Here is an 18,253-nt window from a genome sequence, read left to right as displayed (position 1 = left end):
GATTGGTGAACATGGACAAGCAGCAGGAGTTCGTGCTCCGCACGCTGGAGGAGCGCGACATCCGCTTCGTACGGCTGTGGTTCACCGATGTGCTCGGTTTCCTGAAGTCGGTCGCGGTGGCCCCCGCTGAGCTGGAACAGGCCTTCGACGAGGGCATCGGTTTCGACGGCTCGGCCATTGAGGGCTTCGCCCGGGTCTACGAGTCCGACATGATCGCCAAGCCGGACCCCGGCACCTTCCAGATCCTGCCGTGGCGCGCCGAGGCCCCCGGCACCGCCCGGATGTTCTGCGACATCCTGATGCCGGACGGTTCCCCGTCGTACGCCGACCCGCGCTACGTCCTCAAGCGGATCCTGGCCAAGACCTCCGACCTGGGGTTCACCTTCTACACCCACCCCGAGATCGAGTTCTTCCTGCTGAAGGACAAGCCGGTGGACGGCGGCCGGCCCACCCCCGCCGACTCCTCCGGCTACTTCGACCACACCCCGCAGAACGTCGGCATGGACTTCCGGCGCCAGGCGATCACGATGCTGGAGTCGATGGGCATCTCGGTGGAGTTCAGCCACCACGAGGGCGCCCCGGGCCAGCAGGAGATCGACCTCCGCTACGCCGACGCGCTCTCGACCGCCGACAACATCATGACCTTCCGGCTCGTCATGAAGCAGGTCGCGCTGGAGCAGGGCGTGCAGGCGACGTTCATGCCGAAGCCGTTCTCGGAGTTCCCCGGCTCCGGCATGCACACCCACCTCTCGCTCTTCGAGGGCGACCGCAACGCCTTCCACGAGTCGGGCGCCGAGTACCAGCTCTCCAAGGTCGGCCGGTCCTTCATCGCGGGCCTGCTGCGGCACGCCGCGGAGACCTCCGCGATCACCAACCAGTGGGTGAATTCCTACAAGCGGATCTGGGGCGGCGCCAACCGCCCGGCGGGCGCCGGCGGCGAGGCGCCCTCGTACATCTGCTGGGGTCACAACAACCGCTCGGCACTGATCCGGGTCCCCATGTACAAGCCCGGCAAGATGGGCTCGACGCGGGTCGAGGTGCGCTCCATCGACTCCGGCGCCAACCCGTACCTGACGTACGCGGTGCTGCTGGCCGCCGGACTCAAGGGCATCGAAGAGGGGTACGAACTCCCCGCGGGCGCCGACGACGACGTGTGGGCTCTGTCGGATGCCGAGCGGCGCGCGATGGGCATCGAGCCGCTGCCGCAGAACCTCGGCGAGGCCATCTCCCTCATGGAGCGCAGCGAACTGCTCGCGGAGACCCTCGGCGAGCACGTCTTCGACTTCTTCCTCCGCAACAAGAAGCAGGAGTGGGAGGAGTACCGCTCGGAGGTCACGGCCTTCGAGCTGCGCAAGATGCTGCCGGTGCTCTAACGGCGCAGGCACGGCACGCTTATCTGAAAAACCGATCCGGCAGGTTCTCCGAGAGGCAACCGCCCGATGGCACTTCCCGCTCCGCAGGGACGGCGGAGCAGCACGTTCACCCGGCTGCTGCGGCACGGTTTCACCGATCCGCAGGCAGCCGGGAAGCTGCTGGACGCCCCCGAACTGTCTTCCGTCCGGTCCGACTCGGTGCTGCTCGAAGCGCTCGGGACCACCGCCGATCCGGACCAGGCGCTCAGAGGACTGGTCCGGCTGGTCGAGGCGCAGCCGGAGGGGGACCAGCAGCGGCTGCTGTCCACCCTGGTCACCGCCAAGCCGCTGCGGGACCGGCTGCTGGGCGTGCTGGGCGCCTCCGAGGCGCTGGCCGACCACCTCGTCCGGCACCCGGGGGACTGGGAGACGCTGGCCACGTACGAGTCGGTGGACCTGCACCCCACCACGCCGGAGTTCGAGCAGGCGCTCGCCGAGGGCATCTGGGGCGAGCGGGGCGCCAGGCTCTCCCGCGAGGACGCGCTGCGGGCCGCGTACCGCCGGGCGCTGGTGGGCATCGCGGCGCGTGACGTGTGCGGCACGACGGACGTGGCGCAGACCGCGGCGGAGCTGGCGGACCTGGCCACCGCCACCCTCCGGGCCGCGCTGGAGATCGCCTCCGAGGAGCAGCCCGGGGATGCGGCCGTCAGCCGGCTCGCCGTCATCGGCATGGGCAAGTGCGGCGGCCACGAGCTGAACTACGTCTCCGACGTGGACGTCATCTTCGTCGCCGAGCCCAAGGACGGCGTCGAGGAGCACGACGCGCTGCAGGCCGCCACCCGGCTCGCCGCCCGCATGATGCGGGTCTGCTCCGACGTCACCCCCGAGGGCACGATCTGGCCCGTCGACGCCAACCTCCGCCCCGAGGGCCGCAACGGCCCCCTCGTGCGCACCCTCAGCAGCCACCTCGCGTACTACCAGCGCTGGGCCAAGACCTGGGAGTTCCAGGCCCTGCTGAAGGCCCGCACGGTGGCCGGCGACCCGCAGCTGGGGCAGGAGTACGTCGACGCCGTCACCCCGCTGGTCTGGCAGGCCGCCGAGCGCGAGAACTTCATCACCGACGTCCGCCACATGCGCCGCCGGGTCGTCGCCAACATCCCCGCGGGCCAGGTCGACCGCGAGCTCAAGCTCGGCCCCGGCGGCCTGCGGGACGTGGAATTCGCCGTGCAGCTGCTGCAGTTGGTGCACGGCCGCAGCGACGCCACGCTCCGCAGCGCCACCACCCTCGACGCGCTGAAGGCGCTCGCCGCCGGCGGATACGTCGGCCGCCAGGACGCCACCGCGCTGGACGCGGCCTACCGCTTCCTGCGCACCCTGGAGCACCGCATCCAGCTGCACAAGATGCGCCGTACGCACCTGATGCCGGAGGAGGAGCCGGACCTGCGCCGGCTCGCCCGCTCGCTCGGCATGCGCACCGAGCCGGTCGACACCCTCCGCAAGGAGTGGCGGTGGCACGCCCGCGAGGTGCGCCGGCTGCACGAGAAGCTGTTCTACCGCCCGCTGCTGGACGCCGTCGCCGTGCTGGAACCGGGCGAGATCCGGCTCTCCGCGAAGGCCGCGGGGCAGCGCCTGGAGGCACTGGGCTACGAGGACCCGGTCGCCGCGCTGCGCCACCTGGAGGCGCTGGCCTCCGGCGTCACCCGCAAGGCCGCCATCCAGCGGACCCTGCTGCCGGTGCTGCTGGGCTGGTTCGCCGACTCCGCCGACCCGGACGCCGGACTGCTCGGCTTCCGCAAGGTCTCCGACGCGCTCGGCAAGACCCCCTGGTACCTCCGGCTGCTGCGCGACGAGGGCGCGGCGGCCGAGAACCTCGCCCGGGTGCTGTCCGCCGGCCGCCTCGCCCCCGACCTGCTGCTGCGCGCCCCCGAAGCGGTCGCGCTGCTCGGCGCGACCGACGGGCTCCAGCCGCGCGGCCGGGCCGCGCTGGAACAGGAGATCCTGGCCGCCGTCGGCCGCGCGGACGGCGCGGAGCAGGCGGTGGCGGCGGCCCGCGGGGTGCGCCGCCGCGAGCTGTTCCGTACCGCGGCCGCCGACCTGATCGGCGCGTACGGCACGGAGGCCAGCCCGGCCGAGGAGGACCACGGGCAGGCGGTGGACGCCGTGGGCTCGGCGCTGTCCGACCTGAACGCCGCGACGATCGCGGGCGCCCTGCGGGCCGCGGTGCGCGAACAGTGGGGCGACACCCTGCCGACCCGCTTCGCGGTGATCGGCATGGGCCGCTTCGGCGGCCACGAGCTGAACTACGGCTCGGACGCGGACGTGCTGTTCGTGCACGAGCCGCGCGAGGGCGCCGACGAGCAGGAGGCCGCCAAGGCCGCGTTCGCGGTGGCCAACGAGATGCGCCGGCTGCTCCAGCTGCCCTCCTCCGACCCGCCGCTGATGATCGACGCGGACCTGCGCCCGGAGGGCAAGACGGGCCCGCTGGTCCGCACGCTCGCCTCGTACGCCGCGTACTACCGGCGCTGGTCGCTGGTCTGGGAGTCGCAGGCGCTGCTGCGGGCCGAGCCCGTCGCGGGCGACGCCGGGGTCGGGCAGCGCTTCATCGAGCTGGTGGACCCGCTCCGCTACCCGCGCGAGGGGCTGGGCGAGGACGCGGTGCGCGAGATCCGCCGGCTCAAGGCCCGGATGGAGTCCGAGCGGCTGCCGCGCGGCGCCGACCCGACGATGCACACCAAGCTGGGGCGCGGCGGCCTGAGCGACGTGGAGTGGACCGTCCAGCTGCTCCAGATGCGGCACGGCCACGAGCTGCCGGAGCTGCGCACCACCCGGACCCGGGTGGCGCTGGCCGCGGCGCGCGCCGCCGGGCTGATCGGCGAGGAGGACGCGCGGACGCTGGACGAGGCATGGGTGCTGGCCACCCGCGTACGGAACGCGGTGATGCTGGTACGCGGCCGGCCCGGCGACACGTTTCCGGGCGATGCCCGGGAGCTGGCGGCGGTGGGGCGCTACCTCGGGTACGAGGAGGGGCACGTCGGGGAGATGCTGGACGACTACCGGCGGTGCACGCGGCGGGCGCGCGGCGTGGTCGAGGAGCTGTTCTACGGCGGCTGAGCCCCGGCCCGGTCAGCCGGCGTCGAGGAGGCTCCGGCAGTGCGCCAGGAAGCCGGCCAGGGTCAGGTCGAACGCCCGGTCCGCCCTGGCCGCGCCCGTGGCGGCCTGCGCCGCGGCCAGCCGGGGCGCCTCGGTGCCCTCGCTGACCTCCCACATCGTGTCCGGCGCCGACATGTCCAGGGCCGAGCCCAGCACGATGTTGTCCAGGCCGGTGATCATCGGCAGGACGAGGGACGGGGCGAAGCCCGCCGCCAGCAGCAGTCCGGCCACGGACTCGTACTGTGCGAGCACCCGCGGCGCGCGCACCGGTGAGGTCATGAGCATCGGGATGGCACGCGGATGGGCGGCGAACGCCGCGCGGTAGGAGCGTGCCCACTGCTCCAGGGCCGCGTCCCAGGGCACGCCGTCCAGCGTGCCGGCGTCGATCGCGTCGGTGACCCGCTCCCGCAGCAGTTCGATCACGCCGGCCCGGCCGTCCACATGGTGATACACCGAGGCGGTCTGCACGCCGAGCCTGCGGGCCATCTCCGGCACGCTGAAGTCGCCCTTCTCGTCGACGAGTTCGAGCGCCGTCGCACCGATGCGTTCCCGGTCCAGCAGGGCCTTCCGCGGCCGCCCCATCTTCTGATCTCCCGCCCGTGAGGTCTTCCGGAATCGTACGGCGGCGACTACATTGCCGAAACCGAAAGGCTTTAGGTTTTTTCGCCCGCGGTCGAGCTGCCGTCCCACCCGTGTTCGTGCCGGACCGCTTCACCCCTCTCCCGCAGCAGAAGGGCAAGAGAGCGCATGGCCGTAGAGTCCGGAGCCCGTGACGGGGCGCCGCAGCACACCGCACCACCACCCGGCGAGGGCGCCCCCGCCCTGCGCACGGGCACCCTCGGCGTCGCCGACATCGCCTTCTTCGTGGTCTCCGCCGCGGCCCCGCTCACCGTCATGGCCGGCGTCGCGCCGCTCGCCATCGGCATCGGCGGCATCGGCGCCCCGGTGGGCTACCTCCTCGCCGGCGCCACCCTCGCCCTCTTCGCGGTCGGCTTCACCGCGATGACCCGGCACGTCCGGCACGGCGGCGGCTTCTACGCGTTCATCACCCGCGGCCTGGGCCGCCCGGCCGGCTTCGGCGCCGCCACGCTGGCCCTGCTCGCCTACAACGGCATGCAGATCGGCGTGTACGGCCTGCTCGCCACCGGCACCCAGGACGCGCTGGAGGCACTGTGGGGCATCCACGTGCCCTGGCCGCCGATCGCGCTCGGCGGCGTCTTCGTCATCTGGTACCTGGGCTACCGCTCCATCGACTTCGGCGCCAAGGTCCTCGGCGTCCTGCTGGTCGCCGAGACCGGCATCCTCGTACTGCTGGCCGGCGGGGTGCTGCTGGACGGCGGCGCGGACGGTCTCGCCCTGGACTCCTTCACGCCCGGCCATGTCCTCGTGCCCGGCACCGGCGCCGTCCTGGCCTTCGCCTTCGCCGCCTTCACCGGCTTCGAGTCCACCGCCATCTACCGCCGGGAGGCCCGCAACCCCGGCCGCACCATCCCGCGCGCCACCTACATCGCCGTCGGCTTCCTCGGCCTCTTCTACGCGTTCAGCGTCTGGATCGTCATCCAGGCCTTCGGCAGCACGAAGGTGCTGAAGGCGGTCGCCACCGACCCGGCGGGCCTCTTCTTCACCGCCACCACGCACTACGTCGGGGCCTGGGCCGCCGACCTGATGCACCTCTTCATCGTCACCAGCATCCTCGCCTCCCAGTTGGCCTTCCACAACGCGATCAACCGCTACGGACTCTCGCTCTCCCAGGAGGGCGTGCTGCCGCCCTTCCTGGGCCGGGTGCACGCCAAGCACCGCTCCCCGTACATCGCCGGAGCGCTGCAGAGCGCCCTCGCGCTGCTGGTCGTCGCGGGCTTCGCGCTCGCCGGCGCCGACCCGTACCAGCAGCTCCTGCTGTGGATGAACACCCCCGGCATGCTGGGCCTGTTGACGCTCCAGGCGCTCACCGCCGTGGCGGTGCCCTTCTTCTTCCGCCGCATCCGGCACACCGAGGGCCGCTGGCGCACCCGGGTCGCGCCGGCCGCCGCGACCGTGCTGATGGCGGGCGCGCTCTGGCTGGTCGTCGCGAAGATCGGGCTGATGACCGCGGCGCCCCTCGCCACCAACACCGCGCTGGTCCTCACCGTCCCCGCCGCCTTCGCGGTCGGCGTGCTGCTCGCCTTCCGGATCCGCCGCAGCCGCCCCCGGGTGTACGAAGAGTTCGCCGCCGAACCGCCCGGCTGACGGCCGCCGCCCGTACCGACCCCGCACCACCGCCCTTCCGTAAGGAGAACCGTCGTGTCCCAGCCCCTCCCCGCCGCCGACACCGTCCTGACCGGCGCCCGCGTCCGTACGCTCGATCCGGAACGGCCCTGGGCATCCGCCGTCGCGGTCAAGGACGGCCTGATCACGGCCGTCGGCGAGGAGCACGACGTACGGGACTGGCGCGGCGCGCACGCCGAGGTGATCGACCTGGCCGGGGCCACCCTCACCCCCGGCCTGGTCGACGGGCACAGCCACCCCGTCTGGGGCGTGGAGATGTCCGCCGGGCTCGACCTCTCCGGCTGCCGCGACCTGGACGGGCTGCGGGACGCGCTGTCCGCAGCGGCGCGCGCGGCCGGCCGCGGCGACTGGGTCCTGGCGTGGGGCCTGGACCACAACGTCTTCGGCGGCCGGCCCGTGCACCGCGAGCTGATCGAGCCCGCGCTCGGCGGGGTGCCCGCCTTCATCCGCCTGTACGACGGGCACTCCGCGCTGGCCAGCGGGCCCGCGCTGGCCGCCGCGGGGATCGACGGTCCGCGCGCGTTCGACCAGCGGGCCGAGGTCGTCTGCGACGCGGACGGGCGGCCCACGGGGCACCTCGTCGAGCACGCCGCGATGGACCTGATGGGCCCCGTGCTGCCCCGCCCGACGGCGGCCGAGCGGCGCGCCCGGCTGCTCACCCTGCTGCGCGGGATGGCCGCGACCGGCCTGACCGGCGCGCACGTCATGGACCTGGAGGGCACGGACGTACTGGACCTGCTCACCGGCATCGAGGCCGACGGCGACCTCCCCGTACGGCTGCGGATCGCCCCCTGGTGCATGCCGGGCGCGGACACCGAGGCCCTGGACGAGCTGATCGCCCTTCAGAAGCGGGCCGGGCGGCACTGGCGGGTGGGCGGCGTGAAGTTCTTCATGGACGGCACCGTCGAGGGCGGCACCGCCTGGCTGGAACACGCCGACTGCCACGGCCAGGGCACCGAGGCCTTCTGGCCGGATCCCGCCACGTACACCCGCGCCGTCCATCACCTCGCCCGGGCCGGCGTACGCACCGCCACGCACGCCATCGGCGACGCCGCGGTCCGGCACGTGCTGGACACCGTCGAGGCGATGGCCGACCCGGGACAGCGCGGGCGGCACCGCATCGAGCACATCGAGACCGTGCCGGACGCGCAGCTGCCGCGGTTCGCCGCGCTCGGGGTGGCCGCCTCCATGCAGCCCACCCACACCGCGTACACCCGTGCCGACCACACCGACGAGTGGTCCAAGCGGGTGGGCGAGGAGCGGGCCGGCCGGGCGTGGCGGTGCCGGGACCTGCGGGACGCGGGCGCCGTGCTGGTCCTCGGCTCCGACTGGCCGATCGCGCACTACGACCCGCGGGGCGTGCTCGCCACCGCCCGGCTGCGCCGCCCCGCCGGCGCGCCGGACACCGCGCCGGTCACCGTCGAGCAGGCGCTGACAGGGGAGATGGCCCTGGAGGGCTGCACGTCGCACGCGGCGCTCGCGGTGGGCGAGGAGGCGTACGCGGGCCGTATCGCGCCCGGTTTCCGGGCCGACCTCACGGCGCTGGGGGCGGACCCGGTGACGGCACCGGCCGACGAGGTGGGGGAGGCGCCGGTCGCCCTGACGATGACCGGCGGGCACGTCGTCCACCGCGCCTGACGTGGGCCCCGGCCGCGCGCCGGGATGCCCTCACGCCCCGGACGGGCTCGGTTCCGACGGACGGGTCGGGGCCGGGCCCGGACGGGGCAGCCGGGCGAGGGACGTGCCGTACCAGAGGCGGGCGACCGTGAAGGCGAAGGCCAGGCAGAGCACGCCGCCCACCGCGTCCAGCCAGAAGTGGTTGGCGGTGGAGATGATCACCACCAGGGTCAGCACCGGATACAGGACGCCCAGCACCCGCACCCAGGTGGCCCGCGCCAGCAACGCGATGGTGACGCCGCACCACAGGGACCAGCCGATGTGCATCGAGGGCATCGCCGCGTACTGGTTGGACATGCTCGCCAGGTTGCCCGAGGCCATCGAGCCCCACGTGTCGTGCACCAGCACGGTGTCGATGAAACCGCCGCCCGGCATCAGGCGGGGCGGCGCGAGGGGGAAGAAGTAGTAGCCGAGCAGGGCCACCGCTGTGGTGAGGAAGAGGACCAGCCGGGAGGCGGCGTAGCGGCCGGGGTACCGGCGGTAGAGCCAGACCAGGACGCCGACGGTCACGATGAAGTGGAGCGTGGCGTAGTAGTAGTTCATCGCCACGATCAGCCACGTCACGGCGTTCATCGCGTGGTTGACGGTCTGTTCGACCGCGATGCCGATGCTGTGCTCGGTGCGCCACACCCAGTCGGCGTTTCTCAGCGCCTCGGCCTTCTGCTCGGGCACGGCGTTGCGGATCAGGGAGTACGTCCAGTAGCTGACCGCGATCAGCAGGATCTCGAACCAGAGTCGAGGTCTGGCCACGCCGCGCACCCGGGCCGCGGCCACCCGTCCGCGCGCCGGTACGGTGCGCTGCGACGGTGCCGCCGGTGTGCTTCTCCGGCCCTCCAGAATCCTCGCCTTGGCATCACCCATAGTGCGACAGTTTGCCAGAAAGCGGGATAGACCGGATCATCCCGGAGTCGGGTCCTGGACAGCCCGTCTCGCCCTGGAGTGGGAGGGTATACCCCCGCTCGCGTCGGGGCCGGTGCGCCGCGCCGAGGCCGTCGAACCCCGCACCACCAACTCCGGATGGAAGACGAACTCGCTCCGCAGCGGCGCCCGCGAGGACTCCTGCGGCCCCTCCGGCAGGTCGGCGCCGACCTCCTCCAGCAGGGCCCGCACCGCCGCCTGCCCCATGGCCTGGACCGGCTGCCGGATGGTGGTCAGCGGCGGGTCGGTGAACGCGATGAGCGGGGAGTCGTCGTACCCGACCACCGACACGTCGTCCGGCACTTCGAGGCCGCGCTGCCGGGCCGCCCGGATCGCGCCGAGCGCCATCATGTCGCTCGCGCAGACCACCGCCGTGCAGCCGCGCTCCAGCAGCGCGCCCGCCGCGGCCTGCCCGCCTTCGAGCGTGTAGAGGGAGTGCTGCACCAGCTCACCGGCCTCGGCCGGAGCCATGCCGAGCTGCTCGCGCATGCTGCGCACGAAGCCCTCGATCTTCCGCTGTACGGGCACGAAGCGGCGCGGGCCGACCGCGAGGCCGATGCGGGTGTGGCCGAGCGCCACGAGATGGGTGACCGCGAGGGAGATCGCCACCCCGTCGTCCGGCGAGATGAACGGCGCCTGCACCTTGTCGGAGAAGCCGTTGATCAGAACGAACGGCACGCCCTGGCCGCGCAGCGCCTCGTACCGGCCCGTGTCGGCCGTGGTGTCGGCGTGCAGGCCGGAGACGAAGATGATGCCGGCCACCCCGCGGTCCACCAGCATCTCGGTCAGCTCGTCCTCGGTCGAGCCGCCGGGCGTCTGCGTGGCGAGCACCGGGGTGTACCCCTGGCGGGTCAGGGCCTGGCCGATGACCTGCGCGAACGCCGGGAAGATCGGGTTCTCCAGCTCGGGCGTGATCAGCCCGACCAGCCCGGCGCTGCGCTGCCGCAGGCGTACCGGGCGCTCGTAGCCCAGGACGTCCAGTGCGGCGAGTACGGACTGGCGGGTGGTGGCGGAGACGCCGGGTTTGCCGTTGAGCACCCGGCTGACGGTGGCCTCGCTGACACCCGCCTGTACTGCGATGTCAGCCAGGCGCGCGGTCATGGAAGGCGACCTTACCGGTCGGGATCCGGCTTGCCCACCACGCGCAGGATTCGCCGGGCAGGCGCACCCGGCCGTCCGCGGTGCCGAGCGGCGCGCTGGCGAGCAGCAGTTCGCCCTCGGCCGACACCTCCACCGGCCGGGTACGGGTGTTGAGTACGCAGAGGAACCCGTGCCGGCGCAGCGCGAGCACCCCGTCCGGCGCGTCCAGCCACGTCATCGGGCCGTCGCCGAGGCCCGGCAGGGCCCGCCGCCAGGCGAGCGCGGAGCGGTACATCTCCAGGGTGGAGGCCGGGTCGCCGGTCTGCGCCTCGACGCTCAGCTCCGCCCAGTCCGCAGGCTGCGGCAGCCAGCTCCCGCCGGGCCCGAAGCCGTACGGCGCCTCCGTGCCGGACCAGGGGAGCGGCACCCGGCAGCCGTCGCGGAAGCCGTCCTGGCCGTCGCCGCGGAAGAACGCCGGGTCCTGGCGGACCGCGTCGGGGAGTTCGGTGACCTCGGGCAGCCCCAGCTCCTCGCCCTGGTAGACGTAGGCCGAGCCGGGCAGCGCCAGCATGAGCAGGGCGGCGGCGCGGGCCCGGTCCCGGCCGCCGAGCCGGGTGGCGTGACGGACGACGTCGTGGTTGGAGAGCACCCAGGTGGTGGGCGCGCCGACCAGGGCGGTGGCGGCCAGCGAGTCGTCGATGACGGTACGGAGTGCGGCCGCGTCCCACTCCGCCTGCAGGAAGTGGAAGTTGAACGCCTGGTGCAGCTCGTCGGGGCGTACGTACCGGGCCAGCCGGCGGGCGTCGGGGGCCCAGGCCTCGGCGACGCCGATCCGCTCGGCCGGGAGCGACCCGGGCCGCGCGTCCCGGGAGTAGTCGTCCAGCAGCCGGCGCCAGCGGCGGTGGATGGTGTGCACGCCGTCCTGGTCGAAGAAGGGCAGCACGTCGGTGCCGATGAGGCGGGCCTGCTGCCGGCGGCCGACGTCGGGCAGCCCCGGCGCCTTGACCATGCCGTGCGCGACGTCGATGCGGAAGCCGTCGACGCCGCGGTCCAGCCAGAACCGCAGGATCGCGTCGAACTCCGCGTGCACCTCGGGGCGGTCCCAGTCCAGGTCGGGCTGTTCGGGCGCGAAGAGGTGGAGGTACCAGTCGCCGCGGTCGGTGCGGGTCCAGGCCGGGCCGCCGAAGACCGACTCCCAGTCGTTGGGCGGCAGCTCGCCGTGGGTGCCGCGGCCCGCCCGGAAGACGTACCGCTCGCGGGCGAGGTCCGGGTCGCGGAACCACGGGTGCTGGTCCGAGGTGTGGTTCGGGACGATGTCGACGATGACGCGCAGGCCCAGCTCGTGGGCGGTGTCCAGGAACGCCTGGGCGTCGTCGAGGGTGCCGAACAGCGGGTCGACGGCGCGGTGGTCGGCGACGTCGTAGCCGCCGTCGGCCTGCGGTGACGCGTAGAAGGGCGTCAGCCAGACCGCGTCGGCGCCCAGTTCCTTCACGTAGGGCAGGCGCGCGCGGGCGCCGGGCAGGTCCCCGACGCCGTCCCCGTCGCCGTCCCCGAAGGAGCGCACGTAGATCTGGTAGATGACGGCGTCGCGCCACCAGCCCGTGCCGGGCCGGTCGGGCGCCGGCGGCGCGGTGGGTGCGGGAAAGGTCAGCTCATCGGTCATCGGCCGTCCTTCGGTCGATCGGGCTACAGGAAGATCAACGCCCGGACAGGCCCCGGGGTGACGGGCCGAGGTAACCGGGCTGCAACATCTTCCGGTGTCCTTGCAGAAATTTGCCGCAAGCTCTTTCGGTTTCTTTTCGCCGCTGTTACGTTCCTGACGCCCTCTCGGGCGATTCCCTGTGCATCTCGTGCGTATCTCGGCGTTTTCCAGAAGGAGTTCACATGCGACGTGGCATAGCGGCCACCGCGCTGGTCGCGGGTCTGGCACTGACGGCGACCGCGTGCGGCGGCGACGGCGGCGGCGAGCAGCAGAGCGGGGGTGAGCTGTCGGGCACCGTCACCTTCTGGGACACCTCCAACGACGCGGAGAAGGCCACGTACAAGAAGCTCGCCGAGGGCTTCGAGAAGGAGCACCCCAAGGTCGACGTCAAGTACGTCAACGTGCCCTTCGGCGAGGCCAACGCCAAGTTCAAGAACGCGGCGGGCGGCAACTCCGGCGCCCCCGACGTGATGCGCACCGAGGTCGCCTGGACCGCGGACTTCGCCAACCTCGGCTACCTCGCGCCGCTGGACAACACCCCCGCGCTGGACAAGAACGAGGACTACCTGGAGCAGGCCGCGGGCAGCACCCGCTTCAAGGGCAAGACCTACGCCGCGCCCCAGGTCATCGACACCCTCGGCCTCTTCTACAACAAGAAGCTGCTCAAGGAGGCCGGGGTCGGCGTCCCGAAGACCTTCGACGAGCTGAAGACCGCCGCCAAGAAGATCAAGTCCAAGACCGGCGCCACCGCGCTCTACCTGCGCGGCGACGACCCGTACTGGTTCCTGCCCTACCTCTACGGCGAGGGCGGCGACATGGTCGAGGCCAAGGGCAAGAAGGTCCGCATCGACGACGCCGCCGGCGCCCGCGCCTTCGCGACGCTCAAGGACCTGGTGGACTCCAAGGCGGCCGTCACCGACGCCACCGACGGCCAGGAGAACCAGCTCAAGGCCCTCAAGGACGGCGACGTCGCGATGGCGATCGACGGCCCCTGGGACATCGAGGGCGCGCTGGCCGGCAAGGAGTTCAAGGACCGGGCCAACCTCGGCGTCGCGCCCGTGCCCGGCGGCAGCAAGGCCCAGGGCTCCCCGCAGGGCGGCTGGAACCTCGCCGTCTACGCCGGGTCCGGCAACCTCGACGCCTCCTACGAGTTCGTGAAGTACATGAGCTCCGCCAAGGTCCAGCAGCAGACCACCGAGAAGCTGAGCCTGCTGCCGACCCGTACGTCGGTCTACGACGTGCCGTCCGTGCAGAACAACGAGATGGTGAAGTTCTTCCGGCCCGCCGTCGAGAAGGCCGTCGAGCGCCCCTGGATCGCCGAGGGCAACTCCCTCTTCGAGCCGATCAAGGTCCAGATGAACAAGGTCCTGACCGGCAGCGCCACCCCCGACCAGGCCGCCAAGGCCACCGGCGACGCCTACCGGAAGCTGCTCAAGGACTACAAGTGACCACGCTCGCTCCCACCAAGCCCCAGGGCAAGGCGGCGCCCCCCGCGCCGCCCGGCCGGGTGCGCCGGGCCCTGAGCACCCACTGGTACGCCTGGACCATGGTCGCCCCGGTCGTGATCGTCATCGCGGTCATCATCGGCTACCCGCTGGTCCGCGGCCTGTACCTCTCGCTCACCGACGCCACCGAGGCCAATGTCGCCCGCGACATCGGCATGAACCACATCCCGGCGACGTACAAGTTCGTCGGCCTGGACAACTACACGTCCGTCCTGAGCGACGGCGTCTTCTGGAGCCGGCTCGGCTGGACCGTGACGTGGACCGTCGCCTGCGTCGGCATCACCTTCACGCTCGGCCTGACCCTCGCCAACCTGCTCAACCGCAAGCTGCGGGGCCGTACCTTCTACCGGCTCGCGCTGATCCTGCCCTGGGCGATCCCGGCGTTCATCTCCGTCTTCACCTGGCGGCTGCTCTACAACGAGAAGCACGGCCTGCTCAACAAGCTGCTCCAGGGCGGCGGCATCGACGCGATCCCGTGGCTCAACGACCCCACCTGGGCGAAGCTCTCCGTCATCGCCGTCAACGTCTGGCTCGGCGTGCCGTTCATGCTCGTCGCACTGCTCGGCGGGCTCCAGTCCATCCCCGGTGAGCTGTACGAGGCCGCCGAGATGGACGGCGCCACCGCCTGGCAGCGGTTCCGGCACATCACCGTGCCGTCCCTGCGCTCCGTGTCCAGCACGGTGATCCTGCTCAGCACGATCTGGACCTTCAACATGTTCCCGGTGATCTTCCTGCTGACGCGCGGCGGGCCCGGCGACGCCACCGAGATCCTCGTGACGTACGCCTACCGGCTCTCCTTCGTCGACAGCCCGCGCAACTTCTCCTCCTCCGCCGCCTGGGGCGTACTGATCCTGCTGCTGCTCTCGGCCGTCGCGGTGGTCTACCGCCGCGCGCTGCGCAAGCAGGGAGAGGTGTGGTGACGATGCGCGACAAGAAGCGGAGCCCCCTGGCCTCCACCGGACTGCACGCCACCCTGATCGTGGCCGCCGTGATCGCGGTCTTCCCGCCGCTGTGGCTGCTGGTGACCTCCTTCAAGCCGAAGAACGACGCCTTCACGACCGCGCCGGTCACCCACTTCACCTTCGGCAACTACACCCACGTACTGGCCGAGACCTCGTTCCTGACCTGGTTCGGGAACTCCGTGGTGGTCGTCGGCGTCACCACCGTGCTCGGCGTCTTCCTCGCCGCGACCACCGGCTACGCCGTCAGCCGCTTCCGCTTTCCGGGCATGCGCCCGCTGATGTGGCTGCTGCTGATCACCCAGATGTTCCCGGTGGCCGTGCTGATCGTGCCGCTCTACAACCTGCTGGCGGGCCTGGGCCTGCTCAACCAGCCGGCCGGCCTGGTCGTCACCTACCTCACCATCGCCGTGCCGTTCTGCGCCTGGATGATGAAGGGCTTCTTCGACACCATCCCGGTGGAGATCGACGAATCGGGCCGGGTCGACGGGCTCAACCCCTTCGGCACCTTCTGGCGTCTCGTGCTGCCGCTGGCCCGCCCCGGCCTCGCCGTCACCGGCTTCTACACCTTCGTCACGGCCTGGGCCGAGGTCGCCTACGCGTCGGCCTTCATGACCGGCGAGGAGAACCTCACTCTCGCCGGCGGCCTGCAGACCTTCGTCAGTCAGTACAACAACGACTGGGGGTCGATGACCGCCGCCGCCGTGATCGTCGCGGTGCCCGCCGCACTCGTCTTCGCCTTCGCCCAACGCCACCTCGTCGCCGGACTGACCGCCGGTACGACCAAGGGCTGACCACGACCAAGGGATGACATGACCCAGCAGCACAAGGCCACCGCCACCCCTGCCGCAGCGCCCGCCACCGGCTGGTGGCGCGACGCGGTGATCTACCAGGTGTACCCGCGCAGCTTCGCCGACGGCAACGGCGACGGCATGGGCGACCTGGCCGGCATCCGCGCCCGCCTGCCCCACCTGAAGGAACTGGGCGTCGACGCCGTCTGGCTCAGCCCCTTCTACGCCTCGCCGCAGGCCGACGCCGGCTACGACGTCGCCGACTACCGTGCCATCGACCCGATGTTCGGCACCCTCGCCGACGCCGAGGCCGTGATCCACGAAGCTCACCGCCTCGACCTGCGCATCATCGTCGACATCGTCCCCAACCACTGCTCCGACCAGCACGAATGGTTCCGCCGCGCGGTGGCCGAGGGCCCCGGCTCGACGCTCCGCGACCGCTTCCACTTCCGCAAGGGCCGCGGCGAGAACGGCGAGGAGCCGCCCAACGACTGGGAGTCCATCTTCGGCGGCCCGGCCTGGACCCGGCTCCCGGACGGCGAGTGGTACCTCCACCTCTTCGCCCCCGAGCAGCCCGACTTCAACTGGGACCACCCCGCCGTACACGACGAGTTCCGCTCCATCCTGCGCTTCTGGCTGGACCTCGGCGTCGACGGCTTCCGGGTCGACGTGGCGCACGGCCTGGTCAAGGCCGAAGGGCTGCCCGACATGGGCCACGGCGAACAGCTCAAGCTGCTCGGCAGCCAGGTGCTGCCCTTCTTCGACCAGGACGGCGTGCACGAGATCTACCGCTCCTGGCGGCAGGTCCTGGAGGAGTACGCGGGGGACCGCATCGCCGTCGCCGAGGCATGGACGCCCACCGCCGACCGCACCGCGCTGTACCTGCGCCCCGACGAGCTGCACCAGGCGTTCAACTTCCACTACCTCAACACCGGGTGGGGCGCCGCGGAGCTGCGTACCGCCATCGACGAGTCGCTGGACGCCATGCGGCCGGTGGGCGCGCCGACGACCTGGGTGCTCTCCAACCATGACGTGGTCCGGCACCGCACCCGCCTCGGCGGCGGCCTGCCGCGTGCCCGCGCCGCCGCCCTGCTGATGCTGGCGCTGCCCGGCTCCGCGTACGTCTACCAGGGCGAGGAGCTGGGCCTGCCGGAGGTCACGGAGCTGCCCGACGAGGTCCGCCAGGACCCCTCCTTCTTCAAGGAGAACGGGCAGGAGGGGCTGCGGGACGGCTGCCGCGTGCCGCTGCCCTGGTCCGGCACGACAGCCCCGTACGGGTTCGGGACCGGTGGCAGCTGGCTGCCGCAGCCGGCGGAGTGGGCGGAGCTGAGCGTGGCGGCGCAGACCGGCGACCCGGACTCCACGCTGGAGCTGTACCGCACCGCGCTCACGATCCGCCGAAAGCACCCGGCGCTCGGCGCCGGCGACGCGGTGGAGTGGCGGCCCGCGCCCGAGGGCGTGCTCCACTTCCGCCGCGCGGGCGGCTTCACCTGCGCGGTGAACACCACGGCGGAGCCCGTACGGCTCACTGTGCCCGGCCGCCCGGTGCTGTCCAGCGGCGTACTCCCGGAGGAGATCCCGGGGAGCGCGGACACGTACGAGCTGGCGGCCGATACGGCCGTGTGGTGGGCGGAGTGACGCTGCCCCCGAGGCTCTCCGACATCGCGGCGCAGGCCGCGGTCAGCGAGGCCACCGTGAGCCGGGTGCTCAACGGGAAGACCGGGGTGGCGGTCGCCACCCGGCAGCGGGTGCTGGCCGCACTGGACGTGCTCGGGTACGAGCGTCCGGTGCGGCTGCGGCGGCGCAGCGCGGGTCTGGTCGGGCTGGTCATCCCGGAGCTGACCAACCCGATCTTTCCGGCGTTCGCGCAGATCATCGAGCAGGCGCTGGCCGGGCACGGCTACACGCCCGTGCTCTGCACGCAGATGCCGGGCGGCGCCACGGAGGACGAGCTGGTCGAGCAGCTGGAGGCGCGCGGCGTCACCGGCATCGTCTTCCTCTCCGGGCTGCACGCGGACACCGGTGCCGACCCGTCCCGCTACACCCGGCTCACCGCGCGCGGCGTGCCGTACGTCCTGATCAACGGCTACAACGCGCACGTCCAGGCGCCGTTCGTCTCGCCCGACGACCGGGCCGCGGCGCGGATGGCCGTCACCCACCTCGCCGCCCTGGGGCACACGCGGATCGGGCTGGCCGTCGGCCCGTCCCGGTACGTGCCGTCCCGGCGCAAGGCGGAGGGGTTCGCCGCGGCCATGGAGGAGCTGTTCGGCCTGTCCGGGGGAGAGGCCGAACGGCTCGTCCAGCACACGCTGTTCAGCGTCGAGGGCGGGCACGCGGCGGCCGCCGCGCTGCTGGACGCCGGCTGCACGGGGGTGGTGTGCGGCAGCGACCTGATGGCGCTGGGCGTCGTACGGGCCGCCCGGCAGCGCGGGATCGCCGTGCCGGGGCGGCTGTCGGTCGTCGGCTTCGACGACTCCCAGCTGATCGCCTTCGCCGATCCGCCGCTGACCACCGTGCGCCAGCCCGTACAGGCGATGGCGACGGCAGCGGTCGGCGCGCTGATCGAGGAGATCCAGGGGAACCCCGTGCAGCACACGGAGTTCGTCTTCCAGCCGGAGCTGGTGGTGCGGGGCTCGACGGGGCCGGTCCCGAGGGAACCGGCCCGGCCGGCCGGGCGCGTGGGGCCCGCGTGACAGCGGGCCCCCGGCCGGCCGGACCGGGGCTTGCGGGGTTGACGGTAACACCGTTGCAATGTCTTGCGTAAGGTCTTGCAACAGTGGGGTGAACGGGCTACAACTGCAACGGCCTTACGGGCATGGCGCGTTGCCGGGCAAGGCCTTCCACCCCCTCAGGA

The 18,253-nt window shown here is 72.4% G+C and carries 13 protein-coding genes; 9 read left to right on the top strand and 4 right to left on the bottom strand.

All coding sequences use genetic code 11. The features are described 5' to 3' along the window. The first annotated feature begins 11 nt into the window (after window positions 1-11). Both glnA and ABZ840_RS32135 read left to right on the top strand, forming a co-directional pair. Window positions 12-1,373, top strand: a complete 1,362-nt coding sequence (glnA, locus tag ABZ840_RS32140; RefSeq protein WP_030256929.1) for a type I glutamate--ammonia ligase — start codon at window positions 12-14, stop codon at window positions 1,371-1,373. Between the two features lie 66 nt (window positions 1,374-1,439). After that, the gene (locus ABZ840_RS32135; RefSeq protein WP_361565695.1) at window positions 1,440-4,463 is read left to right on the top strand and encodes a bifunctional [glutamine synthetase] adenylyltransferase/[glutamine synthetase]-adenylyl-L-tyrosine phosphorylase; all 3,024 of its coding nucleotides are present in this window, start codon (window positions 1,440-1,442) and stop codon (window positions 4,461-4,463) included. 12 nt (window positions 4,464-4,475) lie between these two features. On the opposite strand, the gene ABZ840_RS32130 is transcribed toward ABZ840_RS32135, so the two are convergent. Continuing rightward, a complete protein-coding gene (locus tag ABZ840_RS32130; protein ID WP_361565692.1) occupies window positions 4,476-5,084 on the bottom strand; it encodes a TetR/AcrR family transcriptional regulator C-terminal domain-containing protein in 609 nt (202 codons plus the stop codon). A gap of 165 nt (window positions 5,085-5,249) precedes the next feature. Here ABZ840_RS32130 and ABZ840_RS32125 point away from each other — a divergent pair, with 165 nt between their 5' ends. Together ABZ840_RS32125 and ABZ840_RS32120 are read left to right on the top strand one after the other, a co-directional pair. Then, window positions 5,250-6,728: an APC family permease gene (locus tag ABZ840_RS32125; protein WP_361565690.1), complete on the top strand. Its 1,479-nt coding sequence runs from the start codon at window positions 5,250-5,252 to the stop codon at window positions 6,726-6,728. Window positions 6,729-6,782: 54 nt separating this feature from the next. Further along, window positions 6,783-8,405: an amidohydrolase gene (locus ABZ840_RS32120; protein ID WP_361565687.1), complete on the top strand. Its 1,623-nt coding sequence runs from the start codon at window positions 6,783-6,785 to the stop codon at window positions 8,403-8,405. A 30-nt stretch (window positions 8,406-8,435) separates the two neighbouring features. Here the strand turns inward: ABZ840_RS32120 and ABZ840_RS32115 are convergent, their stop codons facing one another. The 3 genes from ABZ840_RS32115 to ABZ840_RS32105 are packed head-to-tail and all read right to left on the bottom strand — an operon-like array spanning window position 8,436 to window position 12,105. Further along, window positions 8,436-9,305, bottom strand: a complete 870-nt coding sequence (locus ABZ840_RS32115) for a phosphatase PAP2 family protein (RefSeq protein WP_361565685.1) — start codon at window positions 9,303-9,305, stop codon at window positions 8,436-8,438. Between the two features lie 36 nt (window positions 9,306-9,341). Continuing rightward, window positions 9,342-10,463, bottom strand: a complete 1,122-nt coding sequence (locus ABZ840_RS32110; RefSeq protein ID WP_361565682.1) for a LacI family DNA-binding transcriptional regulator — start codon at window positions 10,461-10,463, stop codon at window positions 9,342-9,344. After that, the gene (locus ABZ840_RS32105) at window positions 10,444-12,105 is read right to left on the bottom strand and encodes a glycoside hydrolase family 13 protein (RefSeq protein ID WP_361565679.1); all 1,662 of its coding nucleotides are present in this window, start codon (window positions 12,103-12,105) and stop codon (window positions 10,444-10,446) included. Before ABZ840_RS32105 ends, ABZ840_RS32110 begins: the two co-directional genes overlap by 20 nt. 221 nt (window positions 12,106-12,326) lie before the next feature. Here ABZ840_RS32105 and ABZ840_RS32100 point away from each other — a divergent pair, with 221 nt between their 5' ends. The 5 genes from ABZ840_RS32100 to ABZ840_RS32080 all read left to right on the top strand — a co-directional run bounded on the left by ABZ840_RS32100 (window position 12,327) and on the right by ABZ840_RS32080 (window position 18,092). Beyond that, the gene (locus ABZ840_RS32100) at window positions 12,327-13,592 is read left to right on the top strand and encodes an extracellular solute-binding protein (protein WP_361565676.1); all 1,266 of its coding nucleotides are present in this window, start codon (window positions 12,327-12,329) and stop codon (window positions 13,590-13,592) included. Between the two features lie 98 nt (window positions 13,593-13,690). Continuing rightward, a complete protein-coding gene (locus ABZ840_RS32095) occupies window positions 13,691-14,569 on the top strand; it encodes a sugar ABC transporter permease (RefSeq protein ID WP_361565857.1) in 879 nt (292 codons plus the stop codon). A 2-nt stretch (window positions 14,570-14,571) separates the two neighbouring features. Continuing rightward, a complete protein-coding gene (locus ABZ840_RS32090; RefSeq protein ID WP_361565673.1) occupies window positions 14,572-15,402 on the top strand; it encodes a carbohydrate ABC transporter permease in 831 nt (276 codons plus the stop codon). A gap of 18 nt (window positions 15,403-15,420) precedes the next feature. Continuing rightward, window positions 15,421-17,037, top strand: a complete 1,617-nt coding sequence (locus tag ABZ840_RS32085; protein WP_361565671.1) for an alpha-amylase family glycosyl hydrolase — start codon at window positions 15,421-15,423, stop codon at window positions 17,035-17,037. Then, complete coding sequence (locus ABZ840_RS32080; protein WP_361565669.1) at window positions 17,025-18,092, top strand: LacI family DNA-binding transcriptional regulator; 1,068 nt, start codon at window positions 17,025-17,027, stop codon at window positions 18,090-18,092. The genes ABZ840_RS32085 and ABZ840_RS32080 overlap by 13 nt, the downstream gene beginning before the upstream one ends. Window positions 18,093-18,253: the final 161 nt, after the last annotated feature.

Origin of the sequence: Streptomyces sp. NPDC047117 (assembly GCF_040643545.1) — a bacterium.
Lineage (GTDB): Bacteria > Actinomycetota > Actinomycetes > Streptomycetales > Streptomycetaceae > Streptomyces.
The sequence above is the reverse complement of the archived record's forward strand: the minus strand, read 5'-3'. Positions and strand labels throughout refer to the sequence as shown.